At 41.8% G+C, this 12,294-nt stretch carries 15 protein-coding genes; 5 read left to right on the top strand and 10 right to left on the bottom strand.

Going from position 1 to position 12,294, the window contains the following annotated elements; all coding sequences use genetic code 11:
* Positions 1 to 100: 100 nt before the first annotated feature.
* A complete protein-coding gene (locus tag AAGD16_RS00150; RefSeq protein WP_377112897.1) occupies positions 101 to 1,705 on the top strand; it encodes a methyl-accepting chemotaxis protein in 1,605 nt (534 codons plus the stop codon).
* Positions 1,706 to 1,751: 46 nt separating this feature from the next.
* Here AAGD16_RS00150 and hemF read toward each other — a convergent pair whose 3' ends face one another.
* The 6 genes from hemF to AAGD16_RS00120 all read right to left on the bottom strand — a co-directional run bounded on the left by hemF (position 1,752) and on the right by AAGD16_RS00120 (position 6,662).
* On the bottom strand, positions 1,752 to 2,669 hold the full coding sequence (hemF, locus tag AAGD16_RS00145; RefSeq protein WP_016900046.1) for an oxygen-dependent coproporphyrinogen oxidase: 918 nt from the start codon (positions 2,667 to 2,669) through the stop codon (positions 1,752 to 1,754).
* A gap of 2 nt (positions 2,670 to 2,671) precedes the next feature.
* Positions 2,672 to 3,235, bottom strand: a complete 564-nt coding sequence (locus AAGD16_RS00140; RefSeq protein WP_016900045.1) for an L-threonylcarbamoyladenylate synthase — start codon at positions 3,233 to 3,235, stop codon at positions 2,672 to 2,674.
* A 23-nt stretch (positions 3,236 to 3,258) separates the two neighbouring features.
* A complete protein-coding gene (locus AAGD16_RS00135) occupies positions 3,259 to 3,834 on the bottom strand; it encodes a type I DNA topoisomerase (RefSeq protein WP_016900044.1) in 576 nt (191 codons plus the stop codon).
* Between the two features lie 111 nt (positions 3,835 to 3,945).
* Positions 3,946 to 4,419 (bottom strand): DUF494 family protein, encoded by a 474-nt coding sequence (locus tag AAGD16_RS00130; RefSeq protein WP_013463668.1) that lies wholly within the window; start codon positions 4,417 to 4,419, stop codon positions 3,946 to 3,948.
* A gap of 1 nt (position 4,420) precedes the next feature.
* Positions 4,421 to 5,512 carry a DNA-processing protein DprA gene (gene dprA / locus AAGD16_RS00125; protein WP_377112890.1) on the bottom strand — a complete coding sequence of 364 codons (1,092 nt, stop codon included), beginning with the start codon at positions 5,510 to 5,512 and terminating at the stop codon, positions 4,421 to 4,423.
* Positions 5,513 to 5,540: 28 nt separating this feature from the next.
* On the bottom strand, positions 5,541 to 6,662 hold the full coding sequence (locus AAGD16_RS00120) for a LysM peptidoglycan-binding domain-containing protein (protein WP_016900042.1): 1,122 nt from the start codon (positions 6,660 to 6,662) through the stop codon (positions 5,541 to 5,543).
* Positions 6,663 to 6,781: 119 nt separating this feature from the next.
* On the opposite strand from AAGD16_RS00120, the gene def reads away from it, so the two are divergent.
* The 4 genes from def to trkA all read left to right on the top strand — a co-directional run bounded on the left by def (position 6,782) and on the right by trkA (position 11,013).
* Positions 6,782 to 7,288, top strand: a complete 507-nt coding sequence (gene def / locus AAGD16_RS00115) for a peptide deformylase (protein WP_377112886.1) — start codon at positions 6,782 to 6,784, stop codon at positions 7,286 to 7,288.
* A 31-nt stretch (positions 7,289 to 7,319) separates the two neighbouring features.
* Positions 7,320 to 8,273: a methionyl-tRNA formyltransferase gene (fmt, locus tag AAGD16_RS00110; protein ID WP_016900041.1), complete on the top strand. Its 954-nt coding sequence runs from the start codon at positions 7,320 to 7,322 to the stop codon at positions 8,271 to 8,273.
* Positions 8,266 to 9,561, top strand: coding sequence for a 16S rRNA (cytosine(967)-C(5))-methyltransferase RsmB (rsmB, locus tag AAGD16_RS00105; protein ID WP_013463663.1), 1,296 nt, complete (start codon positions 8,266 to 8,268; stop codon positions 9,559 to 9,561). Before fmt ends, rsmB begins: the two co-directional genes overlap by 8 nt.
* A gap of 75 nt (positions 9,562 to 9,636) precedes the next feature.
* Complete coding sequence (gene trkA / locus AAGD16_RS00100; RefSeq protein WP_008112933.1) at positions 9,637 to 11,013, top strand: Trk system potassium transporter TrkA; 1,377 nt, start codon at positions 9,637 to 9,639, stop codon at positions 11,011 to 11,013.
* Between the two features lie 85 nt (positions 11,014 to 11,098).
* Here the strand turns inward: trkA and AAGD16_RS00095 are convergent, their stop codons facing one another.
* From AAGD16_RS00095 to AAGD16_RS00080, 4 genes are all read right to left on the bottom strand, one after another.
* On the bottom strand, positions 11,099 to 11,314 hold the full coding sequence (locus tag AAGD16_RS00095) for an EF-hand domain-containing protein (protein ID WP_016900039.1): 216 nt from the start codon (positions 11,312 to 11,314) through the stop codon (positions 11,099 to 11,101).
* Positions 11,315 to 11,378: 64 nt separating this feature from the next.
* Positions 11,379 to 11,591, bottom strand: coding sequence for an EF-hand domain-containing protein (locus tag AAGD16_RS00090; RefSeq protein WP_013463660.1), 213 nt, complete (start codon positions 11,589 to 11,591; stop codon positions 11,379 to 11,381).
* Between the two features lie 138 nt (positions 11,592 to 11,729).
* Positions 11,730 to 11,942 (bottom strand): EF-hand domain-containing protein, encoded by a 213-nt coding sequence (locus AAGD16_RS00085; protein WP_013463659.1) that lies wholly within the window; start codon positions 11,940 to 11,942, stop codon positions 11,730 to 11,732.
* 70 nt (positions 11,943 to 12,012) lie between these two features.
* A complete protein-coding gene (locus tag AAGD16_RS00080) occupies positions 12,013 to 12,225 on the bottom strand; it encodes an EF-hand domain-containing protein (RefSeq protein ID WP_013463658.1) in 213 nt (70 codons plus the stop codon).
* Positions 12,226 to 12,294: the final 69 nt, after the last annotated feature.

The following is a 12,294-nucleotide window of genomic DNA, read 5'->3' as shown; positions in this document are numbered from 1 at the left end:
TACCCCGTTCTTTAATTGGGGATTATTTGCGCTAAGTCAAAACCCGCTTTTCTAAAATAGAGATAATACCCTATTAAATAGTTAGAAAAGCGTGGCGCGTGTGAAATCAATCCAACATAAAATTTATGCTTTGTTAGCGTTAACCGGCATTATTGTACTCATAGCCAGTATTTTTAGTAGTGCGAGCCAACAGCGCACACTCGCACAAGATACGGTGGCAGAAAACATCAAGCTACTTGCCGACAATTACTTCGACTCAATAAACACCATGATGCTAACGGGCACTATGGCTAATCGAGAATTATTGAGCCAAAAGCTTCGTAAACATCCTAATATTGAAGACGCTCATATTATTCGCTCTGACATAGTCAATAAGCTGTATGGACCAGGCAATAAAAACCAAACAGCGAGTAATAATAGTGAACGCGAAGCACTGCAGGGTAAAGAAAGCTTATTTATAGAGCAAAACACTGATAGCCGCAGTATGACCTACCTACGCCCGATGTATGCGAGCTCTGATTATAGAGGTACAAACTGTTTAGGCTGCCATCAAGCACAAGAAGGCGATGTACTGGGTGTGGTAAAAATTAGCTATTCCTTAGCCGATATTGATAGCGAGGTAACTTACAACACCTTAATAACCACCAGCCTACTGTCTACTATTTTTATTATTGCCTTTGTGCTGCTAGGTATAGTGTTTAGAAAAATATTTATAGTGCGCCTTAAAAAGCTCGGCCATGCAATGCACCTAGCCACTACTAATAAAGATTTAACCTTACGCATTGAAGATAACGCCGAAGATGAACTCGGCTGGCTTGCCACTAGTTTTAACCAAATGATTGCTACGTTTAAAGATAACATTGCTCAGGTATCTCACTCTTCAAAAGTGCTTATTCATTCAGCAGAGAAAATTTATACTTCTGCCGATACTACTGAGCGCGCTATTTTAGAACAAAAGAAAAGTACCGACTCGGTAGCCGCAGCAATTAATGAGCTAGAAAGCTCATCCAATGAAGTAAGAAACACCACTCATTTTGCTCAAGAAAAATCTGAGAACAGTAATGAGCTAGCACAGCAAAGCATGCAGGTTGCAGAGCAAACCGAACTCAGTATAAATCAACTAGCTGAAGATGTACGCCAAGCGGCAGATCAAGTGAGACAACTGCAAGAGCAAACGCTTGAAGTGGGTAAAGTGCTTGAGGTGATCAGCAGTATCGCCGAGCAAACAAATTTATTAGCACTTAATGCAGCCATTGAAGCTGCCCGTGCAGGTGAAGCAGGAAGAGGATTTGCCGTTGTTGCTGATGAAGTACGAACTTTAGCAACCCGAACTCATGCCTCTACCGATGAAATACGCCGTACTATAGATAAGTTGCAATCAGAAGCAGCGCAAACAGTTAAAACCATGGGTGAGTCCTGTGCGGAGGCAGACGAAAGAGCGCAACAAGTACAACAAGTTGCACAGGCTTTAAAAGATATTTCTAGCCAAATGAATGAAATAAATGAGCTAAATATACAAATAGCCGATGCAACAGAGCAGCAAAATCTAGCCGCCGAAGAAATAAACAGAAGCGTTGTTGGTATCAGTGATAATGCAGAGCAATCGTTAGTGGATGCGGATGAAAATCAAAAAGTCAGTGAAGAGTTACTCAATTTAGCTCGCTCGTTAGATGAGCAGGTACGAAGCTTTAAACTAAAACAATAATTTTAAAAGCCAGTCAATAAGTAGTTTATTGACTGGCATATCATTCTTAGCCCAGAGCTAACCAATCACGTGGCTTTAAGAAGTCTTTATATAGCAATGCCTCTGCACTATCTTCGGCTGGGGTAAAGTTATATTCCCAACGGGCTAAAGGTGGCATCGACATTAAAATAGATTCAGTTCGGCCACCGCTTTGTAAGCCAAATAATGTGCCGCGGTCCCAGACTAAATTAAACTCAACATAACGACCACGGCGATATAATTGAAAGTCGCGTTGTTGTTCGGTGTACTTATCGTTTTTGCGACGCTCAATAATAGGAACGTAAGCATCTAAAAAGCCATTACCCACCGATTGCATAAATGCAAAGCTTTGCTCAAAACCTAACTCATTCAAATCGTCAAAAAATAAGCCGCCTACGCCGCGGGTTTCATCACGATGTTTTAAATAAAAGTATTCGTCACACCATTTTTTATATTTTGGATATACATCATCACCAAACGGCTGACACACATCGTGCGCAACTTGGTGCCAATGCACTACATCTTCAAGTACAGGGTAAAACGGGGTTAAATCAAAACCACCACCAAACCACCAAATCGGTTCTTCACCTTCTTTCTCGGCAATAAAAAAGCGCACATTGGCATGGCTTGTTGGTATATGTGGGTTTTTAGGGTGGATCACTAACGATACACCACACGCATGAAAACTGCGCCCGGCAAGCTCAGGTCTATGTGCAGTGGCAGAGCCCGGCATAGAGGCACCAAATACATGAGAGTAATTAACTCCCCCTTGCTCTATCACATTACCATTGGTGATAACGCGAGTACGACCACCGCCGCCCTCTTCTCGCTGCCAGCTGTCTTCAACAAACTGTGCTTTCCCGTCTGCTGCTTCTAAGCCTTGGCAAATGGTATCTTGCAAAGCCATAAAGTACGCTTTTACTTGTTTTAATAATTCGCTTTGCATCGTTAACCTCTGAATACATTGCCTGTCATGGCATCTTTAATGGTACTTGGTTGCGTATTACCACCTAATGGTTCATCAACATAAAAACTAACCTGCTCGCCAAACTGCTGCTGAGCTTCAACAATACTTGTTACCGTTGCTTGGCCGGTTAAATTTGCACTTGTTGATACCAGTGGTTTACCAAACTGTTGGCATAAACGTTTAACTGTAGGGTGGTTAGTTACTCTTACTGCAATAGTATCAAACTGCCCTGTTAACCACTTTGGGGTAGACTTAGCTGCAGGCATCACCCAAGTGAGTGCGCCTGGCCAACTTGAAAAAATATCGGCACGTTTATCCATAGGCAGCTTAGCGTCATCGACGTATTTTAATAATTGCCCGTAATTGTCAGCAATTAAAATAAGCCCTTTTTCAACGGAGCGTTGTTTAATATCAAGTAAACGTTCCACCGCCTGTTGATTGTCAGGATCGCAACCAAGGCCATAAACAGCTTCGGTTGGGTATAAAATAACATCGCCTTGTTCTAAGCTAGTTATTGCAGCAGATAAAGAAGAAAGGTCAGACAAAATTGTCTCCAGAGATATTTACGTTATTCAGTGGCAGCAAACTTATGCATACAGCTTTTTTGTGGGCATTGTAACACAACACCACTCGCGGTTTTTTTCTCAGTAACAACTGGCCAGTCACATACAGGACACGCTTGAGCTACAGGTTTATGATTAAGCGTATATTTACAGCTTGGGTAACAGTCGCAAGAATAAAACACTTTCCCAAATTTATTGCTGCGTGAAACCAAGTGGCCTTTTTTACATTTAGGGCAACTAATCACAGGCTCTTCACTTGGCGTATTGTTATGCTCACTGGCAATATAATGACATTCAGGGTAACCGGTACAGCCAATAAACATACCGTAGCGGCCATTTTTCACCACCAGCGGCTTGCTACACTCTGGACACTCGCTGTCCTCAAGTACTTTGATTTCATTGCTATCATGATGTGCAAGCGGGCGAATAAAATCGCACTTAGGGTAACTAGCGCAGCCTAAAAAAGGCCCAGATTTACTATTACGAATGACGAGTTCTGAACCACATTGCGGGCATATCTCATATTCTTTTTCTAAGGCGTGTTTATTAGCCGAGAAAAGTGAATGATCGATTTTACTCATGTAAATCCTAGTGGTTGGTGAATTTTCGCCTAATATACCCAAAACCCTTAAAGATACAAGCTATGGCAGTCGGTTTGTTAACGCTGAAAATAATAAAACACGCAATAATGATTAATGTAACACTTCACTGGGCTCATCAAAAATAAGATCTTCCATTTGCTCATACGCCTGCTGAGAATCAGGTGCGTTAAATAACACCATAAGAATTAACCATTTTAAATCTTCCAAAGTAATAGCTGAATTATCAAGCGCCGCTAAACGGTCCATCACCATTTCACGAGTGGTGCTATTAATAACGCCCGTTTGTTCAACAAACATTAAAAAGCCGCGACACTCGGTGTCGAGAACTTGGCACTCACTGTCGGTAAAAATACGCACTGCATGTTGTGGAGTGGCTAATAAATAAGGCGATTCATTGCTGTATTGTAATGCGGCAAGTTGATCTAACCAGTCAATGGCTTTGTTAATTTCGGGTTTGTTAAACCCAGCGCGAAGTAACTCATCGGTAAGTGTGCTTTGCTCAACAAATACATCACTTTCGCTGTGAACATAGTTTTCAAATAAATACATGAGAATATCAAACATATTATCCTCCAGCGCTTAATTTAATATAGCCGTCTAATACACGTTCAATTTGATCGTCTAACTCTAAATCAAGCAATCGCGCTTGTACTTTATCAATTGGCCACTGTACTCGACGCATAATATCGTCCACACTGGTCACCTCAAAACCAATACTGTTAAGCACCTCGCAATCTGAGGTTACAGCATCAGTTAACTCTTTATAGTTTAGATCAGAAGGGTATGAAAAGTTCATCTCATCAAGAATATCGGCGACGTTTTCTACCAGCTTAGCACCTTGCTTAATTAAAAAATGGCTTGCTTGTGCCAGCGGGTTTTTAATTGAGCCTGGCACCGCAAAAACGTCTTTATTTTGTTCAAGCGCATAACGTACGGTGATCAGTGAGCCACTTTTAATTTCGGCTTCAACAATTAAAACGCCTAAAGAGAGTCCTGAAATAATACGATTACGCCGTGGAAAGTTATGCGCGTTGGCCGCAGTGCCCGGTAAAAACTCACTTACCAATAAACCCTGTGTTAATACTTGCTCTGTAAGTAACTTATGGCGTTTAGGGTAATAAACATCAACACCAGTCCCCAGTACGGCAATGGTTTTACCATTTCCTGCCAGCGCTCCTTTATGGGCAGCACCATCAATGCCACGCGCCATACCAGAGGTTACTGTTATGCCAGCAAGCGTTAGCTGATGTGCAAATTCTGCAGCAATTTCAAGTCCTGTAGTGGTTGCATTTCGACTGCCAACAATCGCAATTTGTGGAGAAGACAGTAAGCTGATATCGCCTTTACAAAAAAGTAATAATGGTGCACTGGCTATTTGTTTTAGGTGTTCTGGGTAGGTGGTATCAAAAATACTAATAACAGTAATATGTTGCTGGCTAATAAGCTGTTCATAATGCGCAACTTGCTGCCAATTTGTATTAAGTAAATTGCTTGCTTGACTCGCTGTTAAGCCCAACATAACCAGCTGGGAATGCGATAAGGAAAACAGCGACTCTAAACTGTGCTGCTTAGAGAGGGCTAATAGCGTTTTTATTCCAAGCCCTTTGCATAAGTAAAAGGCAAGCCAATGGCTTAGCTTGCCAAACGATTGCTCCATGTTCCCTCCTAGAACACCGACTCGCTACTTAATGAATTACTGCCAAATCTCCAATGCGAATTGGGTGCTGATTTTTAGTGATCAGCGCATAACTAACTTTGTCATACACTTTAAAGATAATCATTTCACCAACTTTCTCTGCTGGCATTTTCCAAGTAACGCTATCTTCATCGGTTTCTGAGCCAAATAATTCGCTAGTAGCCGATACCAATTTTTCTAAACGACTTGAATCTTCGGTATAACGCGGGCCTCTGGCACTATCAATCACCTTAGGTGACTGACGTTCAATATCCAGTACATGACCTACTTTAACTTGTTGCTCTGAACCTAAGTTTAGCACCACTACATCCATCGTGCTAAATTCTCTCACCTCGCGCGGAGAGGCAATCACTTGACCCTGCATTGGCTGTTCAGGACGATGCATCTCAAAATATACTGGCAGCATCTGCCCTTCCATTGCAGGTAATAAAAAGTCACCCTGTTTGATCTCACGTTTTACTGATTCAACTCTTACTGAGGCAGGTTCGCCATTGGCCGCATCACCTGTTCTAAATGCACGAGCCATACCCACATAAGATGCTCTACTCGCTAACTCTTCACCGGTATTAGGGTCAGTATAAGGCGCACCTTTATGATAAATAGCATATGCCTGATGACGTTTTAAGTTACCTTTTACATATAAAATATGGTCAATAGTTTGGGTTTTGGTATTTTCGTTGGCGCCCAAAATATAGGGCTTTTCTTTTATCGAATCGCTGTTAATAGCTTGCTCAAACGACAAATACGGTTTAATCAACGCAAGAGGTAAAGTTGTTATCGCATCTTTCCCTTTTGGCGTAATACGTCCCATAGGTGATAGCTTTCGATACGCTTTATTAATCACTAAACGCGGATTACCGTCTGTATCGTAAATTAATGCTAACGCATCTCCCGGATAAATAAGGTGAGGGTTGTCTATTTGTGGATTCATTTGCCATAGTTCAGGCCATAACCAAGGTTCGTTTAGATATATAGCTGAGATATCCCAAAGCGTGTCACCTTTTTTCACAACATACTGTTTAGGCGCATCTTTTTTTATAGTTAGTACATCTGCCAGCACAGGAAAAGTTGCACCTAATGCAAGTATAATTGCAATTAATGGAGATTTCATTGAGCTTCCTCATAGTGTTTTTTCATTATTATTAACCAAAACCTGTTAAAGGGGAACGTGAATGGCTAAAATAAGAACATACAATACCCTAAATTTAAGCATAAGTGTAAAAGGTAACTATGGCTAGGTTAGAAGTTTTAAGATTTCCAGATGAACGTTTACGTACAATCGCAAAAGAAGTAACTGTTGTTGACGATCAAGTGCGTGAAATTGTCAAAGGTATGCTAGAAACTATGTACGATGAAAATGGTATTGGGCTTGCTGCTACACAGGTTGATATTCACCAGCGTATTGTGGTGATCGACGTATCAGAAGAGCGCAATGAACCACTCGTGCTTATCAATCCGCAAATTATCAAAAAAGATGGCTCAACCGTGAGCGAAGAAGGCTGTTTATCAGTTCCTCATTCGTATGCAAAAGTTGACCGTGCAGAAACCGTTACCGTAGCTGCACTGAACGAAGAAGGTAAAGAATTTATTCTTGATGCTGACGAATTATTAGCGATTTGTATTCAGCATGAACTTGATCACCTTCAAGGTAAATTATTTATTGATTATTTATCTCCATTAAAGCGCCAACGCATTCGTAAAAAGCTTGAAAAAGAAGCGAAGTTTGCAGCGCAGTAATAAGCACCTTAGTAAATAATTAGGAAACTCAGTGACACAACCATTACGCATTATATTTGCCGGTACGCCGGACTTTGCTGCACGCCATCTGCAAGCACTCATAAATAGTGAACACCAAATAGTGGGCGTTTACAGTCAACCAGATCGTCCAGCGGGTCGCGGAAAAAAACTAAAAGCCAGTGAAGTAAAAGCGCTTGCATTAGAACATGACCTACCCGTTTTTCAACCGCAATCACTCAAAACAGACGACGCACTTGAAGAGCTAAGCAGCCTCAATGCCGATATCATGATTGTCGTTGCCTACGGTTTAATTTTACCTAAAGCCATTTTAGATGCCCCACGTTTAGGGTGTTTAAATGTACATGGTTCTATTTTACCGCGCTGGCGTGGCGCCGCACCTATTCAACGCGCTATTTGGGCAGGGGATCAGCAAACCGGTGTAACCATAATGCAAATGGATGAAGGGCTAGATACCGGCGATATGCTGCATATTAGCCGCTGCCCTATTGATAGTACTGAAACCAGTGCAAGCTTATACACTAAGCTTGCTGAACTGGGACCTGATGCATTAATCGACACCATAAATCGTTTAGCCAACGGGGACATAACGCCTGAGCCACAAAACGATGCTGATGCCAATTACGCTAAAAAGCTCTCAAAAGACGAAGCCAACATTGATTGGTCTATGGATGCCGAGCAAATCGAGCGTAACATTCGTGCATTTAACCCATGGCCAGTATGCTTTACCCAAATGCGTGGTAATACGGTAAAAATATACCAAGCAAATGTAGTTGAACAATCAGGCGCAGCTGGCACTGTATTAGCAAGTGATAAAAACGGTATCGTTGTGGCTTGTGGTAAACACGCTTTATCTATTGGCGAATTACAACCACAAGGCAAAAAGCCAATGGCAATTAATGATTTTTTAAACGGTCGTAGCGACTGGGTCACACCCGGCACCGTATTAGGCGAAAATAATGAGTAATGTAAGCAATGTCAGAGCGCTAGCCGCTGAAACTTTATATAACGTGGTTGATAAAGGCGCATCGCTTAATCAAGAACTCCCTTTCGCTAGCCAAGGCCTATCTCCTAAAGATAAAGCCTTACTGCAGCAAATTTGCTATGGAGTATTACGTTACTTACCTAGCCTAGAAAATTATTGTCAGCATTTAGTAGAACAACCGCTTAAAGGCAAACGCCGTATTTTCCAGTTTTTGTTGTATGTAGGCATTTACCAACTACAACACATGCGTGTACCGCCGCATGCAGCAATTAGCGAAACCGTTAATGCGTTACAACAATTACGCGCTCTTGGCTTAAAAGGGCTTATTAACGCCATTTTACGAAGCTTTCAGCGCCAACAAGCTGAGCTTGAAGAAAAAGCCAAACAAATTCCGGTGTGTTTATACAACCATCCAAACTGGTTTATAAAGCAAGTAAAAGAAGCCTACCCAGATAGCTGGGAAGACATTCTAGAAGCTAATCAGCAACAAGCGCCAATGTGGCTTCGAGTGAATCAATCGCAGTTTAGCACCCAAGAATATAGCGAAATGCTAACCGCTAACGATATTGAACATACTCTAAATCCTGATTTTATTGATGGCATTAAACTAAGCAAACCACGCGATGTGTTTTCACTTCCTGAGTTTGATACCGGTGCCTGTTCAGTACAAGATGCGGCAGCGCAGCTTGCTGCACGCTATCTAGACCCACAAAATGGTGATTCAATACTCGATGCCTGCGCAGCGCCTGGTGGTAAAACCTGCCATATTTTAGAGCTTGCCGACGCAGATGTGCTTGCGCTTGATAGCGATGCCACACGCCTAGAACGTGTTAAACAAAACCTAGAACGCATAGGTTTGGGCGCCGACTTACAATGTGGTGATGCATCGCAACCTCACACTTGGTGGGATGAAGAACAGTTTGATCGTATTTTGTTAGATGTACCCTGCTCTGCAACTGGCGTAATTCGTCGTCACCCAGATATTAAATGGTTACGTCGCGCATCCGACATTAACGATTTATCGACCCTCCAAGGCGATATACTCGACAGCATTTGGCCATTGTTAAAGCCAGGCGGTACATTGGTGTATGCAACTTGTTCGGTGCTTCCACAAGAAAACCAACAACAAGTTGCTAAGTTTTTAGCTAATAATGAAGACGCAGAGCATATTCCTTTGCACAGCGAAGACACTAAAACCACACCAGGCTTGCAGTTATTACCAGGCGAAAGTGACGGTTTTTACTACGCTAAATTAGTTAAAAAAGCCTAGGCAACACATTTAGCTACTTCAATTTAGAGGTAGCTAATACTTTGATGTAATTAGTATTAATAATACGGGTACATAATGAAAATAATCATACTCGGTGCTGGGCAAGTTGGCGGCACACTCGCAGAAAACCTAGTGGGTGAACAAAACGAAATAACCGTAGTTGATATCGACGGTAACCGCTTGCGCGAGCTGCAAGATAAATACGATTTACAAGGTGTTGCAGGCCACGGCGCCCACCCTGACGTGTTAAGTCGCGCAGGGGCTGAAGATGCCGATATGATTATTGCGGTGACCAGCTCAGATGAAGTTAACATGGTGGCATGCCAAGTTGCCTACAGTATTTTTAATACACCGACCAAAATAGCCCGTATTCGCTCTGAGCAGTATTTAAAATACCGCGAAAAACTCTTTCATAATGATGACTTACCTGTCGATCATTACATAGCCCCAGAAGCACTCGTTACTAAGTATATTCGCCGCCTAATAGACTACCCTGGCGCATTACAAGTACTGCAATTTGCCGATGGCATGCTCTCTTTAGTGGCTGTAAAAGCCTACTATGGCGGCTTATTGGTAGGCTATGCCCTATCTACACTTAAGCAGCATATTCCTAATGTTGAAACTCGGGTAGCCGCTATTTACCGCCAAGGTAAAGCGATAAAACCGTTAGGCACCACCGTAATAGAAGCCGACGATGAAGTATTTTTTATTGCCGCAACCAAACACATTCGTGCGGTAATGAACGAGCTACAAAAGCTGGAACGCTCGTATAAAAAAATCATGATTGCCGGTGGCGGTAATATTGGTGCAGGCCTAGCCCGTTCACTGGAAAGAAACCACAGCGTTAAGTTACTAGAGCGAAGTAAAGAGCGTGCCGAACAGCTTTCTGAAATGCTCGACAACACCGTGGTATTTTGTGGTGATGCATCCGATCAGGAGCTGCTCTCTGAAGAACACATTGAACAGGTTGATGTGTTTATTGCCGTTACCAACGACGATGAAGTAAATATAATGTCGGCTATGCTCGCAAAACGCATGGGGGCACAAAAAACCATGGTGCTTATTCAACGAGGTGCTTACGTTGATTTAGTACAGGGCGGCGAAATTGATATTGCGATTTCACCACAACAAGCGACTATTTCTGCGTTGCTGACTCACGTGCGCCGTGGCGACATTGTAAACGTGTACTCGTTGCGTAAAGGGGCTGCAGAAGCCATAGAAGCCGTTGCCCATGGTGATGAAAATACCTCTAAAGTGGTAGGTCGCGCAATTGCCGATATTAAATTGCCTGCAGGTACCACAATAGGTGCAATTGTGCGAAATGACGATGTACTGATTGCTCATGACGATACAATTATTTTGTCAGGCGATCATGTAATCATGTTCTTAATTGATAAAAAGCACATTAACGTGGTTGAAAAGTTATTCCAAGTTAGCGCTATTTTTCTATAATTAAACTGCTTGAGTTAAGTAATCAACAAACACAAAAAAGCCGCTGACTATTAAGCGGCTTTAGTGGAGTATGATGAGTTAATACTTATTGTACTCTTGCAAACTCTTCTTTAGAAAGTTCACCATTTCCGTCGGTATCTAAATCATCAAAAATGTTCATTAGTTGTTTATTAGCGGCGGCTTCCTGCTGGCTAATTACACCATCGCCATTACTATCAAAAGAGGCAAAATCTACCGCTGCATAAGCTGCTGATGATGACGCTAATACTAAAATCGCAAGTGTTGTGTTTAATGCTTTCATAATAAGTCTCCTATAAGAGGGAAATCCTTCTCTGAGATCCCTGTGCAATGAAAAAAGTCAAAAATTAAAAGTTTGCAAACTCAGCTTTAGAAAGCTCACCATTACCGTCGGTATCAAGCTCAGTAAATGCGGCCGTTAAATCAGCGTTTACAGCGGCTTCGCTTTGACTAATAGCACCGTTACCATCAGTATCAAGCATGTCAAAGTCGCTTGCTGCAAAAGCAGCTGATGAAGAAGCAAGAGCGATAAGTGCGAATGTTTTATGTAATGTTTTCATAATTTAATCCTTCAAAATGTAATGCAATGGTCTATCAAAAAATTGTGTCTGGCTATCACGGTCCTTGTTATTCTCTTTCATAGGCTTCCTTGCCTATTTAGGTTGTCTTTGGCAACTCAGAATATACTTAGCCTTGTCTTATGCTTTCGAAAATTCTTCTTTTGATAGCTCACCGTTTTGGTCAGTATCAAGCTCTGAGAACATGCTCATTAATTTTGCATCAACCGATGCTTCGCTTTGGCTAATAGCGCCGTTACCGTCGGTATCTAGTGTGTCAAAGTCGCTCGCTGCAAAGGCAGCTGATGAAGAAGCAAGAGCGATAAGTGCAAATGTTTTGTGTAATGTTTTCATAATGAGTATTCCTTAAAATCGTTTAAATAATCGGGGAGCTTTTAACTCCCAAAACTTTAATAGCTTAGGGTTATGCTTTAGAGAACTCTTGTTTTGATAACTCACCGTTTTGGTCAGTATCAAGCTCTGAAAACATGCTCATTAATTTTGCATCAACCGATGCTTCGCTTTGACTGATTGCGCCGTTGCCGTCAACGTCTAGCGTGTCAAAGTCGCTTGCTGCAAAAGCGGCTGATGATGAAGCTAATGCGATAAGTGCTAAAGTTTTATTAATGCTTTTCATAATCTATCTTCCTTCAAAGTTTATGTTTTATGCGATTAAGTGTTTTACTTTAAATCACGTTTCGTTCAA

Origin of the sequence: Pseudoalteromonas sp. M58 (assembly GCF_042604605.1) — a bacterium.
In the GTDB taxonomy this organism is placed as follows: Bacteria; Pseudomonadota; Gammaproteobacteria; order Enterobacterales; family Alteromonadaceae; genus Pseudoalteromonas; species Pseudoalteromonas tetraodonis.
The sequence above is the reverse complement of the archived record's forward strand: the minus strand, read 5'-3'. Positions and strand labels throughout refer to the sequence as shown.